Raw genomic sequence first — 24,280 nt, forward strand, 5'->3', positions numbered from 1 at the left:
GTTGGCTGCCAAGAAAAAACCTGCACCCAAGCGCGGCGCCAGCCGCTACCAGGCCCCGGCGAAGAAGCCGATCCCGGGTTGGTTGTGGATGGCGATCGGCCTTACGGTCGGCGCGTTCATTGTGTTCCTGATGAAGCTGGACCCAGGCCAGGGCGATGACGTCAAACGGGTCAAGCAGGAGCAGCAGAAGGCCACGAAAATGGCTGAAGCCAACAAGACTGCGCCGAGCCCGACGGCACCGGTAAAGCCGAAGTACGATTTCTATACGCTGCTGCCGGAATCGGAAGTCATCGTGCCGCCTGACGCCGTGCCGGAGAAAACCCTGCCGACGCCGCAAGTGCCGACCACCCCGGTAACCCCTGCGGAAGCGGCGAAAATCGACACGGCGCGGGCCCAGGCGGCGTTGGCCGGGATTACTCCGCCGCCAGCACCACCGGTTGCCGAAACCAAGGCCGCGCCGGTGACCAAGTTCTTCCTGCAGGCGGGCTCGTTCCCGAAGCAGGCGGATGCGGATCGTGTGCGTGCGCAGATCATTCTGCTGGGCCAGACGGTGACGGTGGAGTCCGGCACGGTGAAGGACGCAACCTGGTATCGCGTGCTGGTGGGGCCGTTCAGCAACCGCGAACAGCTGACCGTGGCGCAGAAGCAATTGGCCGGCGCCGGGTTTAGCAACCTGTTGTTACAACAGCGCCAGAGCCGCTGATTCAAACTCAACACCGATCAAAATGTGGGAGGGGGCTTGCCCCCGATAGCGGTGTATCAGTCACCGAAAATATTGACTGATCTACCGCCATCGGGAGCAAGCCCCCTCCCACATTTGGTTTTGCAGCGCCCTGAAATGTGTGTCAGACCGATAAACACCACTCGTCCGCCTTAAACCCCCACGGTTGAAATCCCCCCCGCCACCCCCATATGAGTTTCCATCAGGGCATTTTCGCCCCGCTGCGTGGAGACTCTCCCCTTGACCACCATCGTTTCAGTACGTCGCCACGGCAAAGTCGTCATGGGCGGCGACGGCCAGGTTTCCCTGGGCAATACCGTGATGAAAGGCAACGCCAAGAAAGTCCGTCGCCTGTACCACGGCCAGGTCCTCGCCGGGTTTGCCGGTGCCACCGCCGACGCCTTCACCCTCTTCGAGCGTTTCGAAGGCCAACTGGAAAAACACCAGGGCCACCTCGTACGCGCCGCGGTCGAACTCGCCAAGGAATGGCGCACCGACCGCTCCCTCAGCCGCCTGGAAGCCATGCTGGCCGTCGCCAACAAAGATGCGTCCCTGATCATCACCGGTAACGGCGATGTGGTTGAGCCTGAACATGGCCTGATCGCCATGGGCTCCGGCGGTGGTTATGCACAAGCCGCAGCCAGCGCACTGTTGAAGAAAACCGACCTGTCGGCCCGCGAAATCGTCGAGACTGCCCTGGGCATCGCCGGCGACATCTGCGTGTTCACCAACCACAACTTCACCATTGAGGAGCAGGACCTCGCCGAGTAAGCCGTAGGCTTATTCCCGCTTGAGGCCGCCAAACACTATGTCCATGACTCCCCGCGAAATCGTCCATGAACTCAATCGCCATATCATCGGCCAGGACGATGCCAAGCGCGCGGTTGCCATCGCGCTGCGTAACCGCTGGCGCCGGATGCAACTGCCCGAAGAATTGCGCGTTGAAGTAACACCGAAGAACATCCTGATGATCGGCCCGACCGGCGTCGGTAAAACCGAGATCGCGCGACGCCTGGCCAAGCTGGCCAACGCGCCGTTCATCAAGGTCGAAGCGACCAAGTTCACCGAAGTCGGCTATGTGGGCCGCGATGTCGAGTCGATCATTCGTGATCTGGCCGACGCTGCCCTGAAGCTGCTGCGCGAGCAGGAAATGACCAAGGTCAGCCACCGCGCCGAAGACGCCGCCGAAGAACGCATCCTCGACGCCCTGCTGCCACCGGCGCGCATGGGCTTCAACGAAGACGCCGCACCGGCCTCGGATTCCAACACCCGCCAGCTGTTCCGCAAGCGCCTGCGTGAAGGCCAGCTGGATGACAAGGAAATCGAGATCGAAGTCGCTGAAGTCTCTGGCGTCGACATTTCCGCACCGCCTGGCATGGAAGAAATGACCAGCCAGTTGCAGAACCTGTTCGCCAACATGGGCAAGGGCAAGAAGAAAAGCCGCAAGCTCAAGGTCAAGGACGCGCTGAAGCTGGTGCGCGATGAAGAAGCCGGACGCCTGGTCAACGACGAAGAGCTCAAGGCCAAGGCCCTGGAAGCCGTTGAGCAGCATGGCATCGTGTTTATCGACGAGATCGACAAGGTCGCCAAGCGCGGCAACTCCGGCGGCGTCGATGTATCCCGCGAAGGTGTGCAGCGCGACCTGCTGCCGCTGATCGAAGGCTGCACCGTCAATACCAAGCTGGGCATGGTCAAGACCGACCACATCCTGTTTATCGCTTCGGGTGCGTTCCACCTGAGCAAGCCAAGCGACCTGGTGCCCGAGCTGCAAGGCCGCCTGCCGATTCGCGTAGAGCTCAAGGCGCTGACCCCCGGCGACTTCGAGCGCATCCTCAGCGAACCCCATGCGTCGCTCACCGAGCAGTACCGTGAGCTGCTGAAAACCGAAGGGCTGGGCATCGAGTTCCTGCCGGACGGCATCAAGCGCCTGGCGGAGATTGCCTGGCAGGTCAACGAGAAGACCGAGAACATCGGTGCGCGCCGCCTGCACACCTTGCTTGAGCGCCTGCTTGAGGAAGTGTCCTTCAGCGCCGGCGACATGGCCGGGGCGCAGAATGGCGTAGCGATCAAGATCGACGCCGACTACGTCAACAGCCACCTGGGTGAATTGGCGCAGAACGAGGACTTGTCACGGTACATTCTGTAAGCCGCAAGCTGTAAGCTACAAGCCGCAAGTTGAGCACATTCAACTCGCAGCTTGTAGCTTGCAGCCCAAGGTGTCCCCAATGCCGAAATTCCCCACCGCTGTTAATTTGCACAAAACCTCCAACACCCTCGGCCTCACCTATGGGCCCGACGAGGTCTACCAGTTGCCCGCCGAACTGCTGCGGGTGCATTCGCCTTCCGCCGAGGTCCAGGGCCACGGCAAACCCATCCTGCAATTCGGCAAGCTCAACGTGCGCCTGACCAAGATCGAACCGGCCGGCCAGTACGCACTGAAATTGACCTTCGACGATGGCCATGACAGCGGACTGTTCACCTGGGACTACCTCTACCAATTGGCCGTGCGTCAGGACGCGTTGTGGGCCGATTATCTTGCCGAGCTCAAGGCAGCCGGCAAAACCCGCGATCCGAGCGAGTCGGTCGTGCGGCTGATGCTCTAGTCCAGGCTTCTTGCTCTTTAGAGGGCATTTTCTAATTTCATCTGCTTGAATGCCCTGTCGCGTGGCCAACGATTGGCCCGCTTGCGAAAAAAATTAAACTCGGGTAACCAATGGAACTGGCAAGTTCCCTGCATTTGACGATGCGGTATCAACGGTCACCCGAGTCGCAGTACCTGGCTTGTGTTGTGTATCGAAACCTGGTGCGCAGCGGTACCCGGTACTCGTCTTTCGGACAATGGAGCGTCGTAGATGAGTAACAAGAACAACGATGACTTGAAACGCCAGGCCTCGGAAAACACCCTGGGGCTCAACCCGATCATCGCGTTACGTAAAAAGGATTTACTGGCCTCGGCCAAGATGGTGCTGACCCAAGCCATCAAGCAACCGTTGCACAGCGTCAAGCACGTCGCCCACTTTGGCGTTGAATTGAAGAACGTGATGTTCGGCAAATCGCAGCTGCAACCCGAAAGCGATGACCGTCGCTTTCACGACCCAGCCTGGAGCCAGAACCCGCTCTACAAACGCTACCTGCAAACCTACCTGGCGTGGCGCAAGGAACTGCACGACTGGATCGGCGACAGTAACCTGTCGGACCAGGACATCAGCCGCGGCCACTTCGTGATCAACCTGATGACCGAAGCCATGGCTCCTACCAACAGCGCGGCCAACCCGGCGGCGGTCAAACGCTTCTTTGAAACCGGCGGCAAGAGCCTGCTCGACGGCCTGTCGCACCTGGCCAAGGACATGGTGCACAACGGCGGCATGCCGAGCCAGGTCAACATGGGCGCGTTCGAAGTGGGCAAGACCCTGGGCATCACCGAAGGGGCGGTGGTATTTCGCAACGACGTGCTGGAGCTGATCCAGTACAAGCCGATCACCGAACAGGTGCACGAACGCCCGTTGCTGGTGGTACCGCCGCAGATCAACAAATTCTATGTATTCGACCTGAGCCCGGAAAAGAGCCTGGCGCGCTTCTGCCTGCGCAATGGGCAGCAGACCTTTATCGTCAGTTGGCGCAACCCGACCAAGGCCCAGCGCGAATGGGGCCTGTCGACCTATATCGAGGCGCTCAAGGAAGCGGTCGATGTAGTCACGGCAATCACCGGAAGCAAGGATATCAACATGCTCGGCGCCTGCTCCGGCGGAATCACCTGCACCGCCCTGCTGGGCCACTACGCGGCGCTGGGTGAGAAGAAGGTCAACGCCCTGACCCTGCTGGTGAGTGTGCTGGACACCACCCTGGACACCCAGGTGGCGCTGTTCGTGGATGAGCAGACCCTGGAAGCGGCCAAGCGCCACTCCTACCAGGCCGGCGTGCTGGAAGGCCGCGACATGGCCAAGGTGTTTGCCTGGATGCGTCCCAACGACCTGATCTGGAACTACTGGGTGAACAACTACCTGCTGGGCAATGAGCCGCCGGTGTTCGACATCCTGTTCTGGAACAACGACACCACGCGCTTACCGGCGGCGTTCCATGGCGACCTGATCGAACTGTTCAAAAACAACCCGCTCGTGCGCGCCAATGCCCTGGAAGTGTGCGGCACGCCGATCGACCTCAAGCAGGTCACGGCCGATATCTATTCACTGGCCGGCACCAACGACCACATCACCCCCTGGCAGTCGTGCTACAAGTCGGCACAGCTGTTTGGTGGCAAAGTGGAATTCGTGCTGTCGAGCAGCGGGCATATCCAGAGCATCCTCAACCCGCCCGGTAACCCCAAGGCGCGCTACCAGACCAGCGACAGCCTGGCGGGCAAGCCACTGGAGTGGCAGGAGAATGCGACCAAGCACACTGATTCGTGGTGGTTGCATTGGCAGGTGTGGCAAGCGGAACGTGCGGGCAAGCTGAAGAAGGCACCGACGGTATTAGGCAACAAGACGTACGCCGCAGCCGAAGCGGCGCCGGGTACCTATGTGCATGAACGCTAGTCCTGTAGGAGCGAGCTTGCTCGCGAAAGGCTCAAGATCAACACGGGACATCAGCTATCCCGCGTTATCGTTGACGACCTTCGCGAGCAAGCTCGCTCCTACAAGGGATTGAAGTACCTATCGAAGGGTTCCCCCATGCCGCAACCGTTCATCTTCCGTACCATCGACCTGGATGGCCAGACCATCCGCACGGCGGTACGCCCGGGCAAGCCCCACTTGACGCCGTTGCTGATCTTCAACGGCATCGGCGCCAACCTTGAGCTGGTGTTTCCGTTCGTCCAGGCCCTGGACCCGGACCTGGAAGTGATCGCCTTCGATGTGCCGGGCGTGGGTGGCTCCTCGACGCCCAACCGACCCTATCGATTTCCCGGCCTGGCCAAGCTCACCGCACGCATGCTGGACTACCTGGACTATGGCCAGGTGAATGCGGTGGGCGTGTCCTGGGGTGGCGCGTTGGCGCAGCAGTTTGCCTATGACTACCCGGAGCGCTGCAAGAAGCTGATCCTGGCGGCGACCGCTGCCGGGGCCTTTATGGTGCCGGGCAAGCCGAAGGTGCTGTGGCTGATGGCGAGCCCCCGGCGTTATATCCAGCCGTCCCACGTGGTGCGCATTGCACCGATGATTTATGGCGGTTCGTTCCGCCGCGATTCGAAACTGGCCGCCGAGCACGCGAGCAAAGTGCGCTCGGCCGGCAAGCTGGGCTACTACTGGCAACTGTTCGCGGGGTTGGGCTGGACCAGCATCCACTGGCTGCACAAGATCCGCCAGCCCACCCTGGTGCTGGCCGGGGACGACGACCCGCTGATCCCGCTGGTCAACATGCGCATGCTGGCCTGGCGCATTCCCAACGCACAGTTGCACATCATCGATGACGGCCACCTGTTCCTGATCACCCGGGCTGAAGCCGTGGCGCCGATCATCATGAAGTTTCTCGAGGAGGAGCGCATGCGGGCCGTGATTCACCCGCGACCAGCGGTGTAAGGAGCACACCGCCGCGCAACTTGCCGAGAACCGACTATGGTTCTGAATTGGCGTGCCTGTTGATGGCTTGACGAAGGAGTGTTGGCTCATGCGAGAAAGACCCGTGACGAACCCGGCGCCCACCCCTGCCGCGTTCATCAACGCACAAAACGCGATCACCGGCCTGCGCGGTCGGGATTTGCTGTCGACCTTGCGCAGCGTTGCCGCCCACGGCTGGCGCAACCCGGTGCATACCGCCCGTCATGCCCTGGCCCTGGGCAGTCAACTGGGTCGTGTGCTGCTGGGTGAGACCGTGCACGAGCCCAACCCACGGGACAGCCGCTTCAGCGACCCGACCTGGACGCTCAACCCGTTCTACCGACGCAGCCTGCAAGCCTATTTGAGCTGGCAGAAGCAGACCCGCCAGTGGATCGATGACAGCTCACTGAGCGCCGACGACCGCGCCCGCGCACACTTTGCCTTCGCCTTGATCAACGACGCCGTGTCGCCCTCCAACACCCTGCTCAACCCGCTGGCCGTCAAGGAGCTGCTCAACTCCGGCGGCAACAGTGTGGTGCGCGGCGTGAGCAACCTGTTCGACGACCTGCTGCACAACAACGGCCTGCCGCGCCAGGTGAGCAAACAGGCCTTTGAAGTCGGCAAGACCGTGGCCACCACCCCAGGCTCGGTGGTATTTCGCAATGAGCTGCTGGAGTTGATCCAATACAAGCCCATGAGCGAAAAACAGTACGCCAGGCCGCTGCTGATCGTGCCGCCGCAAATCAACAAGTACTACATCTTCGACCTGAGCCCGGCCAATAGCTTCGTGCAGTACGCCCTCAAGAACGGCCTGCAGACCTTCATGGTCAGCTGGCGCAACCCTGATGTACGCCACCGCGAATGGGGCCTGTCCACCTATGTGGCGGCGCTGGAGGAAGCGCTCAATGTCTGTCGGGCCATCACCGGCGCCCGCGAGGTCAACCTGATGGGCGCCTGCGCCGGTGGCCTGACCATCGCCGCCCTGCAAGGCCACTTGCAAGCCAAGCGCCAGCTGCGTCGTATCTCCAGCGCCAGCTACCTGGTGAGCCTGCTGGACAGCCAGATCGACAGCCCCGCCATGCTGTTCGCCGATGAGCAAACCCTCGAGGCGGCCAAGCGTCGTTCCTACCAGCAAGGAGTGCTGGACGGCCGCGACATGGCCAAGGTGTTCGCCTGGATGCGCCCCAACGACCTGATCTGGAACTACTGGATCAACAATTACCTGCTGGGCAAGAAACCGCCGGCCTTCGACATTTTGTACTGGAACAACGACAACACGCGCCTGCCCGCCGCACTGCATGGCGACCTGCTCGATTTCTTCAAGCACAACCCGCTGAGCCATCCCGGCGGCCTGGAAGTGTGCGGCACGCCCATCGACCTGCAGAAGGTCACGGTGGACAGCTTCAGCGTGGCCGGGATCAACGACCACATCACGCCGTGGGACGCGGTGTATCGCTCCACGCAATTGCTGGGTGGCGAGCGGCGCTTCGTGCTGTCCAACAGCGGGCATATCCAGAGCATCCTCAACCCGCCGGGCAACCCCAAGGCCAACTACGTCGAAAACCCCAAGCTGAGCAGCGACCCGCGTGCCTGGTACTACGACGCCAACCACGTCGAAGGCAGTTGGTGGCCGCAGTGGCTGGCGTGGATCCAGCAGCGCTCGGGCGTACAGCGCGAAACCCTCACCGCCCTGGGCAACCAGAACTATCCACCGATGGAAGCGGCGCCCGGCACCTACGTGCGAGTGCGCTGAGCTCAACGATCAGATTAAGAAGACTGGATGAAGACCCGCGACCGTATCCTTGAATGTGCCTTGCAGTTGTTCAACCAGAAGGGCGAGCCGAACGTGTCGACCATGGAGGTGGCCAATGAAATGGGGATCAGCCCCGGCAACCTCTACTACCACTTCCATGGCAAGGAGCCACTGGTGCTCGGGCTGTTCGAGCGCTTCCAGGGCGAATTGGCGCCGCTGCTCGACCCGCCGGCGGACGCGCAACTGCAGGCCCAGGATTACTGGCTGTTCCTGCACCTGATCGTCGAACGCATGGCCCAATACCGGTTTTTGTTCCAGGACCTGTCGAACCTGGCGGGGCGCCTGCCGAAACTGGCCAAGGGCATTCGCAACCTGCTGACCGCACTCAAGCGCACCCTCGCGTCCTTGCTGGCGCGCCTGAAGGCGGACGGGCAACTGGTCAGTGACACCCAGGCGCTGGGCCAGTTGGTGGAGCAGATCACCATGACCCTGCTGTTCTCCCTGGACTACCAACGCATTCTCGACCGTGAGGGCGAGGTGCGGGTGGTGGTGTATCAGGTCATGATGCTGGTGGCGCCGCATCTGCTACCTGCGGCGCGGCAGGCCACGGAGCGATTGGCGCTGCGCTATCTGGACGATCATGTTTAAGCATTATCCGAAAACCTGCGGCGGACATTTGAGCCGAATCAATCAAACTCCCCGAATTGCTGGGTAAACTTGAACAACTCACTGTCATTCTTGATTCCCAATTTTCTATAAGCCGATTGTTTCTGCGTACTGATCGTACTCGCACTGCGTGAGAACTTTGCGGCAATCGAATTCACCGACATTCCATCCAGAAAACACCGCAGCACCTCCTGTTCTTTAGGCGTAAGACAGGCGTGCAAGCGCAACGGCGTTGCATAGTCCATTTTCGACTTCATACTCACGACTTCCAGCATTGACTGCATGCCCTGCAAAGCAGGCACCATGCAAGGCTGCAGATAAATTCGACCTTGGGCGACGGTTCGAATAGCCGTGATCAACTCCGTCAGGTTCTGGGTTTTACCCAGGATTCCCCAACAGCCAGCCTTCAGCGACAGTGATACGGTAGCGGGCGTGTAATGCGAACAGACAATCAACGGCCGGCACTGGCTGAAGCGCCGGTTCAGCGCTTGTATAAGACTCAGGCCATCGTTGTCCGAAGGGGCCAGGATGAAGTCCATTACCACCACATCCGCCGGACGCCGCGCAAGGGCTTCCAGTAATTCCTTGGCCGTCCCGAAAGAGCCGACCACATGGAGGTCGGCCTCGTTGCTCAACCCCAACTCGATCCCCTGCCGAAGCATCGCATGGTCATCTAGCAGCATGACGGTATACGTGGTGGATATTGAAGTAGGCATAAATAAACCCGCATAAGTAAATACAACACCGCAACATTATTCGCTGCTGCGAGCACGGTATACCCTGCCCCATCAAGGGATCAACATAGCGGGGCAATAAGCGTTACCCCTTCAGCAACATCCTACAGATAATTCCCAGTACTACAGACAATTCCTAAGTTAACTCGATTATTTTTCGAACTATCACGAGATAAAACTCGCCACTTCGCTATAGATGCCATCTGGCACTGCACGCCAAATTATATAACCGCCATTAGAGACTAGTTCGAAACGAACTACAGGTGCTGCTTTTTTACCTGTGGCGGCTCTCGTTTATTAAAATCACGACCGGAATCATCATGAAATTTACCGCTATCTCCACCGCTGCAACACTTCTTGCCCTGACGGCTGCGTTATCACGGCCCGCATTCGCCACCAACGACGGGGTCATCAACTTCACGGGGTTGGTGACCGATGTGACCTGCACCGTCGAGGGTGCCGCACCTGGCACAGGCGCAGTGGTCAAGGACGTCAACCTGGGCGGCGTCTCTGCTTCACGCCTGGCAACCGCTGGCAGTCGCGCCAACCTCACCGGTTTCACCATTCGCATTGGCGGGCCCGGCGAAGGCAGTTGCACCAACGGCCGCACGGCCATGGTGGCTTTCGACCCAACCAGCCCAGCCATTGACGTCGCTACCGGCCGCTTGAACATCGACGGCTACGACGACCCTTCCGACACCACCAACGCCAAGAACGTACAGGTCGAAGTCACAAACCGCGACGGCTCGCCGATCAACGTCTACACCGAAAAATCCGAGGGCGTTGTGATCGCCGATAACCAGGCCATTATCCCGCTGGCAGCCCAAATGTACGCCAGCGGCGCCGCAACCGAAGGCACGGTGAAAACACGCGTCGGCTTCCTGGTCGAATACGCCGAGTAAGGGATAACACGTCTGCACACGCAGACCTCGAACCCAGGACCTGCAACTGCGTTGCGGGTCCGCCCCCAGACTCGAAGAGACTTCAAATGATTAAAAGAATGGCCCGCCGTGCTCTCGCCACCTGTGCCCTCGGACTGCTGTCGCTGCACGCGCTCAACGCCCATGCCGGCATCATTGTCCATGGCACACGCGTGATCTACCCCGCTGAGCAGCAGGAGGTCGTTGTGCGCCTGGAGAATAAAGCCGATCGTCCGGCATTGGTACAGACCTGGCTGGATACGGGCGACCGAAACTCGACACCAGCGACTGCGCGGACTCCGTTCACCCTCTCACCGCCGATGTTTCGCATCGAACCGCACCAACAACAGGCATTGCGCCTGCGTTATTCCGGCGCCCCGTTGCCTACTGATCGCGAAAGCCTGTTCTGGTTGAACATATTCGAAGTGCCGCCGACTTCCGCCGACGCCGCGCAAAACAACCAGATCGAATTGTCGTTTCGCACTCGCTTGCGGGTCTTCCTGCGCCCACAAGGATTGCCATACCCCGTCAGCAGCGCGGCAACCAAACTGCAGTGGAAACTGGTCCCCCATAACCATGGGTTCGCCCTGCAAGCGACCAACCCCACGCCCTACCATATTTCGCTGGCATCGGTCGCGTTGCTGAGCGAAGGCAAACGGTTCAACAAGGCGCCGAGCCAGGCGGCCAATGACGGTCTGTTATTGCCGGCCGGAGACATGAAACTGTTTGCATTGCCCCAGTTGCGTATTCGTCCCAACGGCAACCCCCAGGTCGAGTTCGTTTCCGTCAGCGATTTTGGCGCCCGCGTGCAGCACACGGCGGCTGTCACCCTTTCGTCCGCAGGATAACCCGCAGCATGAACGCGACTTTGATCTCACATTGGCTAACCAGACTCAGCCTGTTGACGCTTGCACTGATCTGTCCCGTCATGGCGCAGGCAAGCGTTGTGATCAGCAGCACACGGATCATCTATCCGCAACAGGACAAGGAAGTCACAGTAAGGCTGGAAAGCAAGAATCAGGTACCCGTCCTGATGCAGGCATGGCTGGACAAGGGTGACGAGCACTCTACCCCGGACGCCGGCGGAATCCCCTTTGTTGTCACGCCGCCGATCTTTCGTATCGAGCCAGGCCGGCAACACGTCGTGCGCCTGGCATACACCGGCGAAACGCTGCCGTCTGCGCAGGAAAGCCTGTACTGGTTCAACTTACTCGAAGTGCCTTCGCAGGCCCAAGATGCCGACCAGGGTAACCAGTTGCAACTTGCCTTCCGCTCCAGGATCAAGGTGTTTCTCCGACCGCCCAGCCTGCCCTTTGCGGCCGAAGCCGCGCCGGCCAAATTGCAGTGGCGCAGCGTAACCACCGAGCACGGCCCGTCACTGGAGGTCTATAACCCGACCCCCTATTACGTGAATTTCGACAAGATCGAAGTGGTCGCGAAGGGGCAGCGCCATGCGCGCAAATCCGCCGCATCGAGCGGCGACAATATGGTGGCGCCCGATAGCCGCAACCACTTCCAGATTGCAGGGCTTGCGTCGTTGCGTACGGCCGAGATGACCGTGGAGTTCCAGACGCTCGACGACTTCGGGCTCACGATCCAGCACAGCGCCAAGGTGTCGCCATGATCGCCCCACCCTGAGTTCATCAGGGTCCAGTCCCTGCCTCTCGAGGTTGATTGACCCGCCGCAGCACAAATCAAACACGTCCGTTCAGTACTTGTTCGTCAGGACAGGGCCGCGCTTTGTCGCAATTCGGACCACAACTTTCCCCGGGAACGGTATCCATGAGTTCGAAAACACCGGCCAGACCCGAAAACGGGTTTATATCGCCTTTCAGGTTGACGCTTGTAGCTCAAGGTCTATTGCTGTTGGGGGGCGCCCACACTGCAGCGGCCCAAGACGCCACGCATTCTGTATTCAACCCGGCCTTTTTTCCCGGCGGGGCAGCGGGCTTGCAGGTCGACATTTCAAAGTTCAACCAAGGCAACGTCGTGCTACCCGGCAGCTACCGTGCGGAGGTTTATCTCAACGGCCAATGGATAGGCAGAGAGACGCTATCGTTCAAGGCCATGGACGGACAAGACACTGCGCAGATGTGCCTTGAGCGTGACGCGCTCTTCAGGTTCGGCATCGACATGGAGGCGGTCGACAGGCAATCGACCGACGCCGTATTTTCCGCATGCGCCGATATTGCCAGCTACCTGCCAGGCGCCAGCAGCCGGTTCGATTCTGGTGAAAATCGCCTTGACCTGCAGATCCCGCAGATTTACCTCGCACGCAAGGCTCGGGGCTATATCGATCCCAAACACTGGGACAGTGGCATCGACGCAGCCTTCGTGCGTTACAACGCCAACACCTTTGCCACCCAAACCAGGCATCAGTCGCTCAACTCCAACTACCTGGGCCTGAACACCGGGCTCAACCTGGGCGACTGGCATTGGCGCCACAACGGCAGCTACAGCCAATCATCGGTGGGCTCTGGCTACCAGAGCAGCAGCACCTACGTTCAGCGTGAAATGAGCTCGCTGCAGTCTCAATTGATGGTCGGCGAAATCTACACGCCGGGCGAGCTGTTCGACAGCGTCCGCCTGCGGGGTGCGAGCCTGTTCAGTGATGACCGGATGCTGCCTGATTCCCAGACCGGTTTTGCCCCCGTGGTGCGCGGCGTTGCCGAGACCAACGCGCGGGTTACCGTGCGCCAGCGCGGGGTACTGCTGGATGAGGTGTCGGTGGCGCCCGGGCCGTTTGTACTCAATGATTTATTCCCTACCGGATATGGCGGCGACCTGACCGTCACGATCACCGAGGCGGATGGCCGTCAGCGGGAGTTCATCGTCCCCTTTGCGGCCAACGCCAACCTCCTGCGACCCGGCCACCACCGCTATTCGCTGAGCATCGGCCAGCTCGATGAACTTGGCCTTCGGCACCCTCCCACACTGATGCAGGCGACCTACCAGCATGGCCTCAGCAATCTACTGACCGGCTATACCGGCGCGGTGGTGGGCCAAGACTACAATTCACAATTATTGGGAACGGCACTCAACACGCCATTGGGTGCGGTGTCGTTTGACTTGACCCACTCCAATGCCCATGTACCTGGGCACGGTTCGCGGGAGGGACAAAGCCTGCAACTGCGCTACAGCAAGAATTTCGCAGACACCGGCACTCACTTCGCATTGGGGGCCTACCGCTATTCCACTGAAGGGTTCCTGAGCGTAGGCGATGCCGCACGGATTCGCGACCTTGCCATCGACGGACTCAGCCTCGACAGCGTCTCGCGCCTGCGCGACAGAATGGACATAAGCCTCAACCAGAGCCTGGGCAACGGCTCGGTTTACCTGACCGGTTCTTCGCAAAACTATTGGAACCGCACAAGTGGCAACCTGACCTTTACCGCGGGATACAGCGGCACCTGGAAGGGCCTTCACTATACCGTCAGTGCACAGCGCACCCGTGACCTGTTGAGCGACCGAGTCGACAAGCAGGTGGATCTGACCTTGAGCCTGCCCCTGGGCAGCGGCGCGCGTTCGCCGACCCTGACCACCACGGTCTATCACGGCGACCAAAACAGTGGCGAGCGCGTGAACGTCGGCGGCAGCCTTGGCGAACGCAGCGAATTCAGCTATGGCCTTGGTGCCAGTCGAACCCGAGGCAGTGGTAACGCCGCGAGTGCCGATATGAAATACCAGGCCAGTCATGGCGTGCTGTCTGCCGGTTACGGGCAGAGCAGCGACTACCGCTCGGTATCGCTGGGGATGACCGGCGGCATCGTTGCCCACGCCGGCGGCGTGACCTTCGCTCCGGAGCTGGGCGACACCATCGGCATCGTCCAGGCGCCCGACGCCCAGGGTGCGCGGATCAACGGTAACCACAGCGCGCAAGTCGGTAACAGCGGCTACGCCGTGGTACCCCACCTTACCCCGTATCGCCAGAACGTCGTGGAGCTGGACCCGAAGGATCTTTCGGTCGATGTGGAACTCAAGACCGCCGCCCAGAACGTAGCGCCCCGTGCCGGTTCGGTGGTGAAGCTTAAGTTCGAGACGGTCAGCGGCCAGGCCATGTTGATCACGGCACTGCGCGAGGATGGCAGCTCCTTGCCGTTTGGTGCGGATGTGTTTGATGAGGACGGCGCGAGCGTCGGGGTGGTCGGGCAGGGTGGTCAAGCCTTTGTTCGAGTGTCTCGTACACAGGGACCATTGACGATCAAGTGGGGCCCCCATGCCGGCGCCGCATGCCAGTTGCATTACGACTTGGGCGCACAGTCGAACATTGCCGGCACCCAACGGTTGCTTAATCTCGACGCGGGCACCTGCCGGCTCGATACAGCACAGCACATGCCACCGTCGAGCGAGCGCAATGCAAGCAGTTGATCCGGCGCAGGCAAGCACGCCCAGTGCACTGCTTGCCTGCAACCGCCCTATTTCTTTTGCGGGACTGAAGATGAAACGCGCCATACAACTCATGTCAACAGTGCTGGTCCTTGGCTCGCCGATTGCGGCTCAAGCGGCGTGTGACAGGTATCAGAACGACACATTCACACTCACCCTTCCGTCCACAATCGTCGTACCGGACAGCCTCCCAGTGGAGTCTGAAATTGTCATTAAGGAATTCACTGGTACGGCACCCAATTACACCATGAATTGCGGCCACACTTTAGGAACGATCACCGGGCGCTACAGCGCAAGGTCTCACGTAAAGTACTACGAGACCGAAGTTCCTGGTGTGGGTGTACACATGCGCATCCGACATTCCGGCTCGCTTTACCCTTTCTTTGCCATGCAGAGCCTACAACGCACATTCAGCGGCCCCATCACCAGCTTCATGGCCGCGGAGTTGAGGTTCTATAAAGCCGGGCCTGTAACAGACGGGACAGTGCCTGCCGGTAACATTTGGGTGAAGAGACTGGATAACCGTCCGGAGAGTTTTACCCTGAGGCTCGGCAACGCAGTGCGCTTTGTCAGGCCCGCCGCCACCTGCGACCTGGCAACCGGCGACGTCAACCGCACGATCTCGCTCGACCCGGTGCAAGTCGGCGCATTCAATAACGCAACGACCGCGGGCCCACGCAACTTCGAGTTAACCGCAAACTGCACCAACGCTTCCAACGTGACCTTCCGCTTTTCCGGTACCCCCGCACCTGGCAATGATCGGCTCTTCGCCAATACGGGCACTGCCGGTGGCGTCGCCCTGTGGCTGTATTCGCGCATTGGCGGTGGTATCCAGAACATCCTCGCCAACGGCACCGAAAACACCCGCACGGTGCCGGTCTCCGGGGGGCGCGCGGTGCTGCCGCTGGGTGCGGCCTATCACAAGAACGGCACGGTCAGCCAAGGCAGGCTCGAAACGACCGCGACCGTCAACATCACCTATAACTAAAAACCTGAGGAGTATGTAATGAGGATTCGAGCCCTGCCCCTGCTGCTGGCTATCACCGCGAGCCTGGCCGCCACTGCGGTCCAGGCCGCAACCACGGGCACCTTGCGCTTTACCGGCCAGGTCAATGCCGGCACCTGCAACCTGGCCGCCGGTGATGTGACCCGCACCATCACCCTGCCCTCGATCAAAGTATCGGATTTTGATTCATCCGAAGAAGTGGGTACGACAAATTTCGACATTACCGCCGAGTGCGAATCGGACATTCAAAATGTGTTCTTTCTGTTCGCGGGCACTCCGTCCAGCGGCAACGGCGCATTGTTCGCCAACACCGGAACCTCAGCCGGGACGGCGCTCTCGCTTTCCCACCGAAACGTCGCTGACATTCCCGCCAATGGTTCTGTCGCCCAGCGCACCCGCCAGATCGCCACAAGCGGCGCAAGAGCGTTGTTACCGATGAATGCGTCGTACCGGAAAACCGGCTCCGCGATTACCGCAGGTACCCTGGACAGCACTGTCACCGTTTCCATCACTTATAATTGATGGGGTAACCGCGCACAAAAAAAAGCCCAGCCTTTGCAGGCCGGGCATTTTTTGCGCGTCCCGGAAAAATCAGGACTGACTGGTTGGCGTCGGGGTGACCGGCGTTGCAGTCGGGGTGGCGGCAGGCGTGGGTGCCGACACCGAGTTGGCCGCCGAAGCAGCCGGTGCCGTGGTTGCCGGCTTGGCGGCAACAGCAGGCTTAGGCGCTGCCGGTTTTTTCGCTGCAGCTGGCTTCTTCGCCGCAGCAGGTTTGGCGGCTGGCTTGGCCACCGGTTTCGCGGCGGCGAGCTTGGCTGCAGGTTTAGCAGCGGCAGGCTTGGCCGCGGGTTTGGCGGCTGCGGTTTTGGCTGCGGGCTTAGCGGCCGGTTTTGCGGTGGCCTTGGCTGCTGGCTTGGCCGCAGGTTTGGCAGTTGCTTTCGCAGCCACGGGTTTAGCTGTGGTCTTGGCAGCCGGTTTGGCCGCTGCGGTTTTGGCAGCCGGTTTAGCGACTGCTTTTACAGCTGCCTTGGCCGCGGGTTTTGCAGCTGGCTTGGCGGCAGCTTTCACCAGAGGTTTGGCAGCCGTTTTAGCCGCTGGTTTGGCAGCGGCCGTTTTTGCAGCAGGCTTGGCAGCCGGCTTAGCTGCAGCCGCTTTCACAGGAGCCACTTTGGCACCGGTGAGTTTTTCGATCTGCTTGGTCAGGGTATCGACCTTGCCGTGCAATGCCTTCAATTCAGCTTTACTCGGCACGCCCAGGCGCGAAATAGCACTGTTGAGGCGCTTGTCCAGCGCCCCTTCAAGCTCGCCCCAAGTACCCAATACCTGTTTCTTCGCATCGCTGATGCGCGAACCGGCAGTCGCTTTAGCAGCGCCTACTTGTTTACCGACTGCGCTCTTGGTCAACTTCTCGGCTTTCTCGCCGTCTTTAACCAAGGTCTCGAAGAGTTTGCTGCCGTCACTGTCGATCTTCGAGTAAACGCCTAAACCAGCCAGCCAGATCTTGCGGGAGTATTCTTCAACTTTCCCGACCCACGAGCTGCCTTCTTTCTGAGTAGTCTTTTTAACAGCCATCCCGATGTCTCCTTAGTGTTTACGCGCGACACGTTCGAGCAATGCCGTCAGCTCTTCGAGCTTAGCAGAGAGTGTCTCCACGTCATGTTTAGACGCAATGCCAATTCGATTCAAGGCACTGGCAACGCGAGTATCAAAAGCTTTTTCAACTTTATCCAGCTGAACTTCTACCAGACCTTTGACCGCGGAGACATTACTCTTTACTTGATCAATCTGACTGTTGGCCGCATCAAGTTGTTCCACTGCAACTTTTTTGCCTTTACTTTCAACATGTTGACCGGTTTTAACCAGCTCTTTGAAGTAGTCGCCGCCCTCGCTGCCGACCTTCGCGTAGGCACCAAGACCCGCCAACCAGATCTTGCGGGCATAGGTTTTAACGTCACTCAACGCGCCGGTCTGAGCATCGATTTTTTTCTTCAGGATAACTTTGGCCATGGTGCACCTCACGCAGAAAAGGGGGGAGGAACGGCCCGCAGGAGTTGAGGACCTGGGCACAAAGTAGGCTGGAAAATTAGAATCGGCACCCTAAGTACTCGCGGATCAGGCCAAGGCTTTATCCAGGGCTTTCTCGATTTCGGACTTGATGGTGCCACTCATGGCCGACATCAACAGGCCCAGTTCCACATCAATGCGCAGCGAATCATCCGCCACCAACACGGTGCCTTTAACCCCCGAACGCTTGAGGTTCAAGGTATCGCCGGACCACGAGGGCTCCAGGCCATATTGCTCCTGGAGTTTATGCGCCAACTTCTCGGCCTTTGCGCGTGCCCCTTCTTTACCCAGGGAATGCGCACGCTCAACGGTTATACGGGCCATTGCAATGACTCCTCTTTATAGGGATTTGAATACCTTGAATGCGGCAAAAGGTCTCGGTGCCTGCCTATCTTACCTGCAGCCTTGCCAAGACAAAGCAGGCCTTGGGGATTATCATGTCCCGCATTCTCTTTTGGTGACAGCGATATGACTGATCAGCGCAAAGGCAGCGATGCCGAACCCACCACTCACTTCGGCTTCAAGAACGTCCCGGAAAGCCAGAAAGCGGAAAAAGTCGCTGAGGTATTCCACTCCGTGGCGGCCAAGTACGACCTGATGAACGACGTGCTCTCCGGCGGCATGCACCGCCTGTGGAAACGCTTCACCATCGAGCTGTCGGGTGTACGCACCGGCAACCGCGTGCTGGACATCGCCGGCGGCACGGGCGACCTGGCGGCCAAGTTTTCCAAGCTCGTCGGCCCTACCGGCCAGGTGGTGCTGGCGGACATCAACGGCTCGATGCTCAAGGTCGGCCGTGACCGCCTGCTCGACAAAGGCGTGGCCGGCAATATCGAATTCGTCCAGGCCGACGCTGAAAAGCTGCCGTTCCCCGACAACCATTTCGACTGCGTGACTATCGCCTTCGGCCTGCGCAACGTGACCCACAAGGAAGACGCGATCCGCTCGATGCTGCGCGTCCTCAAGCCGGGCGGTCGCCTGTTGGTACTGGAGTTCTCCAAGCCGACCAACGCGCTGATGTCCAAGGTCTACGACACCTACTCCTTCGCCTTCATGCCGTTGATGGGCAAGCTGATCACCAATGACGCCGAAAGCTACCGCTACCTGGCCGAATCGATCCGCATGCACCCCGACCAGGAAACCCTGAAGTCGATGATGGTAGAAGCCGGTTTCGACCGCGTGACCTACCACAACATGACTTCGGGCATTGTCGCCCTGCACCGTGGCATCAAGCCCTGATGCTGCTCAAAGGCCTTCTCGCCAGCGTCGAACACGGTATCAACCGTGTACTGCGCCTGGACAGCACCGCCCTGGCACGGCTCGCGCACTTGAACGGCAAGGTCATCGCCGTGGACTGCACCAGCCCCGCCCTGCAGCTGTTTATCCTGCCCAGCGATGAAGGCCTGCTGCTCGCCACTCAATGGGCTGCCGAAGCCGACTGCACCCTGCGTGCACCGGCCTCCAGCCTGTTGCACCTAACGCTGAGCCGCAACAAGACCGCCATCCTCCACGGCCCCGAAGTGCACCTGGAAGGCGACAGCGCGGTCCTGATGGACCTGGCCGCCGTACTGCAGGACCTGGAACTGGACTGGGAATACGAGCTGTCCCGCTGGATCGGCCCCGTCGCCACCCAGTTGATCAGCGGGCACCTGCGCAGTCGCACGCGCTGGTACCAGCAGGGGTTCGCCAGCCTCAACCAGAACCTTGCCGAATACCTGAGCGAAGAATCGCGCACCCTGGTCGGAGAACGCGAAGCGCAAGCGCGCTTTCGTGAGCTCGACAAGGCCAAAATCGACCTGGAACGCCTCGAGGCCCGCTTCGAGCGCCTGAGCCGTTCCCTTGATCCAAGCGATAACGCATGAAGCTGCTCGCCGTCCGCCGTTTGTTCCGTATCCAGCGCGTCGTAATCCGCTACCGCCTCGATGACCTGCTGTTCGCCCTGCCTTTGCCGTGGTTCCTGCTGGCGGTGCGCTATGTGCTGCCGTGGCGCTGGTTCCCGCGCAAGCAGCTGGAGTTGAGCCGGGGCGCGCGCCTGCGCCTGGCGTTGCAGGACCTGGGGCCGATCTTTATCAAGTTCGGGCAGATCCTCTCCACGCGCCGCGACCTGCTGCCCGAAGACATCGCCGACGAACTGATGCTGCTGCAGGATCGCGTGCCGCCGTTCGATTCGCAGCAGTCGATGAAGCTGATCGAGGAGCAGCTGGGCAAGAAGATCAGCGAGGTGTTCAGCCGCTTCGACGTCGAACCGCTGGCCTCGGCCTCGGTGGCGCAAGTGCACGCCGCGCAGTTGAAGAGCGGCGAAGAAGTGGTGGTGAAGGTGATTCGCCCGGGCCTCAAGCCGATCATCGGCCAGGACCTGGCGTGGCTGTTTATCCTGGCCCGCGCCGCCGAACGTTTCTCTGCCGATGCGCGCCTGCTGCACCCGGTGGACGTGGTCGCCGACTACGAGAAAACCATCTACGACGAACTCGACCTGCTGCGCGAAGCGGCCAACGCCAGCCAGCTCAAGCGCAACTTCGAAGGTTCGCCGTTGCTGTACGTGCCGCAGGTGTATTGGGACTGGTGCCGCCCGAAAGTGCTGGTGATGGAGCGCATCTACGGCGTGCAGGTCACCGACCTCGCGACCCTGGCCGACCAGCGCACCGACATGAAGATGCTTGCCGAGCGCGGCGTGGAGATTTTCTTCACCCAAGTGTTCCGCGACAGTTTCTTCCACGCCGACATGCACCCCGGCAATATCTTCGTCAGCACCGTCAATCCATGGAGCCCGCAGTACATTGCGATCGACTGCGGCATCGTCGGCAGCCTGACCCCGGAAGACCAGGACTACCTGGCGCGCAACCTGTTCGCCTTCTTCAAGCGCGACTACCGCCGCGTGGCGCAGTTGCACATCGATTCGGGCTGGGTGCCGGCGGAAACCAAGCTCAATGAATTCGAAGCGGCGATCCGCACCGTGTGCGAGCCGATCTTTGAAAAGCCACTGAAAGATATCTCCTTCGGCCAGGTGCTGATGCGCCTGTTCCAGACCGCGCGGCGCTTCAATATGGAAGTGCAGCCGCAGTTGGTGTTGCTGCAAAAGACCTTGCTCAATATCGAAGGCCTGGGCCGCCAGCTGTACCCGGACCTTGACCTGTGGAACACCGCGCAGCCTTTCCTGGAACGCTGGATGCGCGAGCGCATGAGCCCCAAGACCATGCTGGGCAACTTGCATAGCCAGATGGAACAACTGCCCCACCTGGCCAACATGACCCGCGACCTACTGGAGCGCATGTCCCAGCCCCACGCCAAAGACCCGGAACCGCCATGGCGCAAGCGCAAGGACGATTGGTTCCTGCGCCTGCTGGGCGCCGCGCACCTGGTGGGCGGGGCAATGCTGGCCATTGGCGGACCGCTGAACCAACTGGGCCACTGGCCGGCCGGCATCATGGTCGCCGTGGGTGTTTATCTGATCGTGCGTCGATAGCCCATCCGGTTATACACTGTCGCAAATTGCCGGAGCCGAAGATGAAAGACTGGCTGGACGAGATCAAGTGGGACAGTGACGGCCTGGTGCCGGCCATTGCCCAGGACTACAAGACCGGGCGCGTGCTGATGATGGCCTGGATGAACCGCGAGGCCCTGAGCCTCACTGCCACTGAGCAGCGCGCCATTTACTGGTCACGTTCCCGTGGCAAACTGTGGCGCAAGGGCGAAGAGTCCGGGCACGTGCAGACCCTGCACGAGATGCGCATCGACTGCGACGCCGACGTGGTGATCCTCAAGGTCGAGCAGATCGGCGACATCGCCTGCCACACCGGCCGCCACAGCTGCTTCTATCGCGTGTTCGAGAACGGCGAATGGAAGGTTGTAGAGCCGGTGCTCAAAGACCCGCACGCCATCTACTCGGCAGGACACTGACCATGAGCGATACCCTCAACCGTGTGGCCCAGGTGCTGGAGGACCGCAAAGGTGCGGACGCCGACAGCTCCTACGTCGCCAGCCTGTACCACAAGGGCCTGAACAAGATCCTGGAAAAACTCGGCGAAGAGTCCATCGAGACCATCATCGCGGCCAAGGACGCGCAAATCAGCGGCGATTGCAGCGATGTCATCTATGAGACCGCCGACTTGTGGTTCCATAGCCTGGTCATGCTCGCCCAACTGGGGCAGCATCCACAGGCCGTGCTGGATGAACTGGACCGTCGCTTCGGCTTGTCCGGGCACGCCGAAAAGGCATCGCGCCCGTCCGCTTAAATAACTTTTACTAGAGGATTTGCAGCATGGGCATTTTTGACTGGAAACACTGGATCGTCATTCTGGTAGTGGTGGTACTGGTATTCGGCACCAAGAAACTCAAAAACCTCGGCACCGACGTGGGCGAGTCGATCAAGGGCTTCCGTAAAGCCATGAACGACGATGAGAAGCCTGCCGACCCGGCCGCCAACCCGGTGCCACCGGCCCAGCCTGTACACCCCCAGGCCACCCAGCCGATCACCGAGCGTCGTACCTTCGACGTGCAGGCTGAAAAAGTCGAAGAGCCGACCCGCAAAGACTCGTGAGCACTGACTAATGTTTGGTATCAGCTTCTCTGAACTGCTGCTCGTCGGCCTGGTTGCCTTGCTGGTACTGGGGCCGGAACGCCTGCCCGGTGCCGCGCGCACGGCCGGCCTGTGGATCGGGCGCCTGAAACGCAGTTTCAACGCCATCAAACAGGAAGTTGAACGGGAAATCGGCGCCGACGAGATCCGTCGCCAACTGCACAACGAACATATTCTGTCGTTGGAGCAGGAAGCCCGGAAGATCCTGTCGCCGGTGCAGGAGCCCGCCAAACCGGTGGAGCCTGGGGCCGAGCACAGCATCGCGCCTGCGGTGGATACCCCGCCCGCCACCCCGACCCCGACCGATCCAACCGAGCCTGCGCCGACGCCCGCTGCGTCGCCCGCGCCCCATGACCCTACATTGCCGCCGCGAGCCCCATGAGCGCTGATAAACCGGAAAACGACCAGCATATGCCGCTGGTCTCGCACCTGACCGAGCTGCGGACCCGCCTGCTGCGTTGCGTGGCCGCGATCTTCGTGATCTTTGCCGGGCTGTTCGCCTTTACCCAGCAGATCTACACCTTCGTCTCCACGCCACTGCGCCAGTACCTGCCGGCCGGCGCGACGATGATTGCCACCGATGTGTCATCGCCCTTCCTGACGCCGTTGAAGCTGACGATGATGGTCTCGCTGTTCCTGGCGATCCCGGTGATCCTGCACCAGATCTGGGGCTTTATCGCACCGGGCCTGTACAAGCATGAGAAACGCATCGCCGTGCCCTTGCTGGTATCGAGCATCCTGCTGTTCTACACCGGCATGGCCTTCGCCTACTTCCTGGTGTTCCCGTTGATCTTCAAGTTCTTCGCCGCCGCCACCCCGGCCGGCGTGGAGATGATGACCGACATCACCAGCTACCTTGACTTCGTCATGACGCTGTTCTTCGCCTTTGGCGTCGCCTTCGAAATCCCGGTGGCCGTGGTGTTGCTGGTGTGGATCGGCGTGGTCAACGTGCAGTACCTGAAGAAGATCCGCCCGTACGTGATCATCGGCTGCTTCGTGGTCGGTATGATCCTCACGCCGCCGGACATCTTCTCCCAGACCCTGCTGGCCGTGCCGATGTGGATGCTGTTCGAGATCGGCATACTGTTCAGCGGCCTGATCAGCAAGCGTGGCGATCACCCGGATGACCAACCCGCCGACGACGACCAGCCGCCAGCGACCCAGCCGTGAACCTGCTGCTGCTGTTCGATGCCGACTTTATCGCGGCCGACCGGGTGATCCTGCGTGATCGGCGCCTGGTGCATATGCAGGAAGTCCACCGTGCCGTCGTAGGCGACAGCCTGCGGGTCGGGCGCCTTGGCGGGTTGATGGGCAACGCGCAATTGCTGCGCCTGGAAGCCCGCGAAGCCGAACTGCAAGTGAGCTTCGACCAACCACCGCCGGTCAAACTGCCCCTGACCCTGCTGCTGGCCCTGCCACGTCCGAAGATGCTGCGCCGGGTCCTGCAAACCGTGGCGGCCATGGGCGTGCCGAAAGTGGTGCTGGTCAACAGCTACCGGGTGGAAAAAAGCTTCTGGCAGACCCCCTTCCTGGAGCCCGAGGCCATTCGCGAACAACTGATCCTCGGCCTGGAACAGGCGCGGGACACGGTACTGCCGCAAATCGTTATCGAAAAGCGCTTCAAGCCCTTCGTCGAAGACCGCCTGCCGGCCATGACCGCAGGCACCCTTGGCCTGATTGGCCATCCAGGCGACTACCCAGCCTGCCCCCGTGGGCTGGATGAACCGGTCACCCTGGCCATAGGCCCGGAAGGTGGCTGGATCCCCTATGAGGTGGACCTGCTGGCCAAGGCCGGCTTGCAGCCGGTGCAATTGGGCGCCCGCATCCTGCGCGTCGAAACGGCCGTCACCGCCCTGCTCGCCCGCCTTTTCTAACCACACCGCATAACCCTGTGGGAGGGGGCTTGCTCCCCCCCACAGGGGA

General features: G+C 60.6%; 27 protein-coding genes. 23 read left to right on the forward strand and 4 right to left on the reverse strand.

Annotation, left to right across the window (positions count from 1 at the left end; all coding sequences use genetic code 11):
* The first annotated feature begins 1 nt into the window (after nt 1).
* The 8 genes from BFQ01_RS13920 to BFQ01_RS13955 all read left to right on the forward strand — a co-directional run bounded on the left by BFQ01_RS13920 (nt 2) and on the right by BFQ01_RS13955 (nt 8,653).
* Nucleotides 2–703, forward strand: coding sequence for an SPOR domain-containing protein (locus BFQ01_RS13920; RefSeq protein ID WP_027605014.1), 702 nt, complete (start codon nt 2–4; stop codon nt 701–703).
* A 258-nt stretch (nt 704–961) separates the two neighbouring features.
* Nucleotides 962–1,492, forward strand: coding sequence for an ATP-dependent protease subunit HslV (gene hslV, locus BFQ01_RS13925; protein WP_010563201.1), 531 nt, complete (start codon nt 962–964; stop codon nt 1,490–1,492).
* Between the two features lie 37 nt (nt 1,493–1,529).
* Nucleotides 1,530–2,867 (forward strand): ATP-dependent protease ATPase subunit HslU, encoded by a 1,338-nt coding sequence (gene hslU / locus BFQ01_RS13930; RefSeq protein WP_027605015.1) that lies wholly within the window; start codon nt 1,530–1,532, stop codon nt 2,865–2,867.
* 79 nt (nt 2,868–2,946) lie between these two features.
* Nucleotides 2,947–3,324, forward strand: coding sequence for a gamma-butyrobetaine hydroxylase-like domain-containing protein (locus BFQ01_RS13935; RefSeq protein ID WP_065925716.1), 378 nt, complete (start codon nt 2,947–2,949; stop codon nt 3,322–3,324).
* A gap of 249 nt (nt 3,325–3,573) precedes the next feature.
* Nucleotides 3,574–5,253, forward strand: coding sequence for a class II poly(R)-hydroxyalkanoic acid synthase (phaC, locus tag BFQ01_RS13940; RefSeq protein WP_065925717.1), 1,680 nt, complete (start codon nt 3,574–3,576; stop codon nt 5,251–5,253).
* A gap of 135 nt (nt 5,254–5,388) precedes the next feature.
* Nucleotides 5,389–6,234, forward strand: coding sequence for a poly(3-hydroxyalkanoate) depolymerase (phaZ, locus tag BFQ01_RS13945; protein ID WP_027605018.1), 846 nt, complete (start codon nt 5,389–5,391; stop codon nt 6,232–6,234).
* Nucleotides 6,235–6,322: 88 nt separating this feature from the next.
* Nucleotides 6,323–8,005 (forward strand): class II poly(R)-hydroxyalkanoic acid synthase, encoded by a 1,683-nt coding sequence (gene phaC, locus BFQ01_RS13950; RefSeq protein WP_065925718.1) that lies wholly within the window; start codon nt 6,323–6,325, stop codon nt 8,003–8,005.
* A gap of 27 nt (nt 8,006–8,032) precedes the next feature.
* Nucleotides 8,033–8,653 carry a TetR/AcrR family transcriptional regulator gene (locus BFQ01_RS13955; RefSeq protein ID WP_065925719.1) on the forward strand — a complete coding sequence of 207 codons (621 nt, stop codon included), beginning with the start codon at nt 8,033–8,035 and terminating at the stop codon, nt 8,651–8,653.
* 38 nt (nt 8,654–8,691) lie between these two features.
* On the opposite strand, the gene BFQ01_RS13960 is transcribed toward BFQ01_RS13955, so the two are convergent.
* Complete coding sequence (locus tag BFQ01_RS13960) at nt 8,692–9,354, reverse strand: response regulator transcription factor (RefSeq protein ID WP_065925846.1); 663 nt, start codon at nt 9,352–9,354, stop codon at nt 8,692–8,694.
* A 371-nt stretch (nt 9,355–9,725) separates the two neighbouring features.
* Between BFQ01_RS13960 and BFQ01_RS13965 the strand changes: the two genes are divergently transcribed.
* The 6 genes from BFQ01_RS13965 to BFQ01_RS13990 all read left to right on the forward strand — a co-directional run bounded on the left by BFQ01_RS13965 (nt 9,726) and on the right by BFQ01_RS13990 (nt 16,239).
* Nucleotides 9,726–10,307: a fimbrial protein gene (locus BFQ01_RS13965; protein WP_065925847.1), complete on the forward strand. Its 582-nt coding sequence runs from the start codon at nt 9,726–9,728 to the stop codon at nt 10,305–10,307.
* 98 nt (nt 10,308–10,405) lie between these two features.
* Nucleotides 10,406–11,173 carry a fimbrial biogenesis chaperone gene (locus BFQ01_RS13970; protein WP_235865639.1) on the forward strand — a complete coding sequence of 256 codons (768 nt, stop codon included), beginning with the start codon at nt 10,406–10,408 and terminating at the stop codon, nt 11,171–11,173.
* A gap of 8 nt (nt 11,174–11,181) precedes the next feature.
* Complete coding sequence (locus BFQ01_RS13975; RefSeq protein WP_065925721.1) at nt 11,182–11,949, forward strand: fimbrial biogenesis chaperone; 768 nt, start codon at nt 11,182–11,184, stop codon at nt 11,947–11,949.
* A 158-nt stretch (nt 11,950–12,107) separates the two neighbouring features.
* Entirely contained in the window at nt 12,108–14,693 is a 2,586-nt protein-coding gene (locus tag BFQ01_RS13980) for a fimbria/pilus outer membrane usher protein (protein ID WP_083244881.1), read from the forward strand.
* Complete coding sequence (locus BFQ01_RS13985) at nt 14,680–15,699, forward strand: fimbrial protein (RefSeq protein WP_370671256.1); 1,020 nt, start codon at nt 14,680–14,682, stop codon at nt 15,697–15,699. The genes BFQ01_RS13980 and BFQ01_RS13985 overlap by 14 nt, the downstream gene beginning before the upstream one ends.
* 18 nt (nt 15,700–15,717) lie before the next feature.
* Nucleotides 15,718–16,239, forward strand: coding sequence for a fimbrial protein (locus BFQ01_RS13990; RefSeq protein WP_065925722.1), 522 nt, complete (start codon nt 15,718–15,720; stop codon nt 16,237–16,239).
* Nucleotides 16,240–16,308: 69 nt separating this feature from the next.
* Here BFQ01_RS13990 and BFQ01_RS13995 read toward each other — a convergent pair whose 3' ends face one another.
* From BFQ01_RS13995 to BFQ01_RS14005, 3 genes are all read right to left on the reverse strand, one after another.
* Nucleotides 16,309–17,289 carry a phasin family protein gene (locus BFQ01_RS13995; RefSeq protein ID WP_065925723.1) on the reverse strand — a complete coding sequence of 327 codons (981 nt, stop codon included), beginning with the start codon at nt 17,287–17,289 and terminating at the stop codon, nt 16,309–16,311.
* Between the two features lie 12 nt (nt 17,290–17,301).
* Nucleotides 17,302–17,724: a phasin family protein gene (locus BFQ01_RS14000; protein WP_027605028.1), complete on the reverse strand. Its 423-nt coding sequence runs from the start codon at nt 17,722–17,724 to the stop codon at nt 17,302–17,304.
* Between the two features lie 105 nt (nt 17,725–17,829).
* The gene (locus BFQ01_RS14005; RefSeq protein WP_027605029.1) at nt 17,830–18,105 is read right to left on the reverse strand and encodes a polyhydroxyalkanoic acid system family protein; all 276 of its coding nucleotides are present in this window, start codon (nt 18,103–18,105) and stop codon (nt 17,830–17,832) included.
* A gap of 144 nt (nt 18,106–18,249) precedes the next feature.
* On the opposite strand from BFQ01_RS14005, the gene ubiE reads away from it, so the two are divergent.
* Genes ubiE through BFQ01_RS14050 form a run of 9 tightly spaced genes read left to right on the forward strand, consistent with a single transcriptional unit; the run spans nt 18,250 to nt 24,231 of the window.
* Entirely contained in the window at nt 18,250–19,020 is a 771-nt protein-coding gene (gene ubiE, locus BFQ01_RS14010) for a bifunctional demethylmenaquinone methyltransferase/2-methoxy-6-polyprenyl-1,4-benzoquinol methylase UbiE (protein WP_003171186.1), read from the forward strand.
* Nucleotides 19,020–19,643: a ubiquinone biosynthesis accessory factor UbiJ gene (locus tag BFQ01_RS14015; RefSeq protein ID WP_065925724.1), complete on the forward strand. Its 624-nt coding sequence runs from the start codon at nt 19,020–19,022 to the stop codon at nt 19,641–19,643. The genes ubiE and BFQ01_RS14015 overlap by 1 nt, the downstream gene beginning before the upstream one ends.
* Nucleotides 19,640–21,244 carry a ubiquinone biosynthesis regulatory protein kinase UbiB gene (gene ubiB, locus BFQ01_RS14020; protein WP_065925725.1) on the forward strand — a complete coding sequence of 535 codons (1,605 nt, stop codon included), beginning with the start codon at nt 19,640–19,642 and terminating at the stop codon, nt 21,242–21,244. The genes BFQ01_RS14015 and ubiB overlap by 4 nt, the downstream gene beginning before the upstream one ends.
* Nucleotides 21,245–21,285: 41 nt before the next feature.
* Entirely contained in the window at nt 21,286–21,678 is a 393-nt protein-coding gene (gene hisI, locus BFQ01_RS14025; protein WP_012721796.1) for a phosphoribosyl-AMP cyclohydrolase, read from the forward strand.
* Nucleotides 21,679–21,680: 2 nt separating this feature from the next.
* Nucleotides 21,681–22,013, forward strand: coding sequence for a phosphoribosyl-ATP diphosphatase (locus tag BFQ01_RS14030; RefSeq protein WP_027605032.1), 333 nt, complete (start codon nt 21,681–21,683; stop codon nt 22,011–22,013).
* Nucleotides 22,014–22,039: 26 nt separating this feature from the next.
* A complete protein-coding gene (locus BFQ01_RS14035; protein WP_003171180.1) occupies nt 22,040–22,318 on the forward strand; it encodes a twin-arginine translocase TatA/TatE family subunit in 279 nt (92 codons plus the stop codon).
* A 10-nt stretch (nt 22,319–22,328) separates the two neighbouring features.
* Nucleotides 22,329–22,739, forward strand: a complete 411-nt coding sequence (gene tatB / locus BFQ01_RS14040; protein WP_065925726.1) for a Sec-independent protein translocase protein TatB — start codon at nt 22,329–22,331, stop codon at nt 22,737–22,739.
* Entirely contained in the window at nt 22,736–23,527 is a 792-nt protein-coding gene (gene tatC / locus BFQ01_RS14045) for a twin-arginine translocase subunit TatC (protein ID WP_027605034.1), read from the forward strand. The genes tatB and tatC overlap by 4 nt, the downstream gene beginning before the upstream one ends.
* Complete coding sequence (locus BFQ01_RS14050) at nt 23,524–24,231, forward strand: 16S rRNA (uracil(1498)-N(3))-methyltransferase (protein ID WP_065925727.1); 708 nt, start codon at nt 23,524–23,526, stop codon at nt 24,229–24,231. The genes tatC and BFQ01_RS14050 overlap by 4 nt, the downstream gene beginning before the upstream one ends.
* Nucleotides 24,232–24,280 lie beyond the last annotated feature (49 nt).

The organism is Pseudomonas sp. 8 R 14, from assembly GCF_900005955.1.
GTDB classification, from domain to species: Bacteria; Pseudomonadota; Gammaproteobacteria; order Pseudomonadales; family Pseudomonadaceae; genus Aquipseudomonas; species Aquipseudomonas marginalis.

What these genes read in the sequence shown, in the direction of transcription:
- ubiB (WP_065925725.1), top strand. Translation starts at nt 19,640, where the DNA reads ATGAAGCTGCTCGCCGTCCGCCGTTTGTTCCGTATCCAGCGCGTCGTA.
- BFQ01_RS13960 (WP_065925846.1), bottom strand. Translation starts at nt 9,354, where the DNA reads ATGCTGCTAGATGACCATGCGATGCTTCGGCAGGGGATCGAGTTGGGG.
- phaZ (WP_027605018.1), top strand. Translation starts at nt 5,389, where the DNA reads ATGCCGCAACCGTTCATCTTCCGTACCATCGACCTGGATGGCCAGACC.
- BFQ01_RS14030 (WP_027605032.1), top strand. Translation starts at nt 21,681, where the DNA reads ATGAGCGATACCCTCAACCGTGTGGCCCAGGTGCTGGAGGACCGCAAA.
- BFQ01_RS14005 (WP_027605029.1), bottom strand. Translation starts at nt 18,105, where the DNA reads ATGGCCCGTATAACCGTTGAGCGTGCGCATTCCCTGGGTAAAGAAGGG.
- tatB (WP_065925726.1), top strand. Translation starts at nt 22,329, where the DNA reads ATGTTTGGTATCAGCTTCTCTGAACTGCTGCTCGTCGGCCTGGTTGCC.
- BFQ01_RS14035 (WP_003171180.1), top strand. Translation starts at nt 22,040, where the DNA reads ATGGGCATTTTTGACTGGAAACACTGGATCGTCATTCTGGTAGTGGTG.
- ubiE (WP_003171186.1), top strand. Translation starts at nt 18,250, where the DNA reads ATGACTGATCAGCGCAAAGGCAGCGATGCCGAACCCACCACTCACTTC.
- BFQ01_RS14015 (WP_065925724.1), top strand. Translation starts at nt 19,020, where the DNA reads ATGCTGCTCAAAGGCCTTCTCGCCAGCGTCGAACACGGTATCAACCGT.
- BFQ01_RS13955 (WP_065925719.1), top strand. Translation starts at nt 8,033, where the DNA reads ATGAAGACCCGCGACCGTATCCTTGAATGTGCCTTGCAGTTGTTCAAC.
- tatC (WP_027605034.1), top strand. Translation starts at nt 22,736, where the DNA reads ATGAGCGCTGATAAACCGGAAAACGACCAGCATATGCCGCTGGTCTCG.
- BFQ01_RS13990 (WP_065925722.1), top strand. Translation starts at nt 15,718, where the DNA reads ATGAGGATTCGAGCCCTGCCCCTGCTGCTGGCTATCACCGCGAGCCTG.
- BFQ01_RS13965 (WP_065925847.1), top strand. Translation starts at nt 9,726, where the DNA reads ATGAAATTTACCGCTATCTCCACCGCTGCAACACTTCTTGCCCTGACG.
- BFQ01_RS13980 (WP_083244881.1), top strand. Translation starts at nt 12,108, where the DNA reads ATGAGTTCGAAAACACCGGCCAGACCCGAAAACGGGTTTATATCGCCT.
- phaC (WP_065925717.1), top strand. Translation starts at nt 3,574, where the DNA reads ATGAGTAACAAGAACAACGATGACTTGAAACGCCAGGCCTCGGAAAAC.
- BFQ01_RS13985 (WP_370671256.1), top strand. Translation starts at nt 14,680, where the DNA reads ATGCAAGCAGTTGATCCGGCGCAGGCAAGCACGCCCAGTGCACTGCTT.
- phaC (WP_065925718.1), top strand. Translation starts at nt 6,323, where the DNA reads ATGCGAGAAAGACCCGTGACGAACCCGGCGCCCACCCCTGCCGCGTTC.
- BFQ01_RS13995 (WP_065925723.1), bottom strand. Translation starts at nt 17,289, where the DNA reads ATGGCTGTTAAAAAGACTACTCAGAAAGAAGGCAGCTCGTGGGTCGGG.
- BFQ01_RS14000 (WP_027605028.1), bottom strand. Translation starts at nt 17,724, where the DNA reads ATGGCCAAAGTTATCCTGAAGAAAAAAATCGATGCTCAGACCGGCGCG.
- hslU (WP_027605015.1), top strand. Translation starts at nt 1,530, where the DNA reads ATGTCCATGACTCCCCGCGAAATCGTCCATGAACTCAATCGCCATATC.
- BFQ01_RS13935 (WP_065925716.1), top strand. Translation starts at nt 2,947, where the DNA reads ATGCCGAAATTCCCCACCGCTGTTAATTTGCACAAAACCTCCAACACC.
- hisI (WP_012721796.1), top strand. Translation starts at nt 21,286, where the DNA reads ATGAAAGACTGGCTGGACGAGATCAAGTGGGACAGTGACGGCCTGGTG.
- BFQ01_RS13970 (WP_235865639.1), top strand. Translation starts at nt 10,406, where the DNA reads ATGGCCCGCCGTGCTCTCGCCACCTGTGCCCTCGGACTGCTGTCGCTG.
- BFQ01_RS13975 (WP_065925721.1), top strand. Translation starts at nt 11,182, where the DNA reads ATGAACGCGACTTTGATCTCACATTGGCTAACCAGACTCAGCCTGTTG.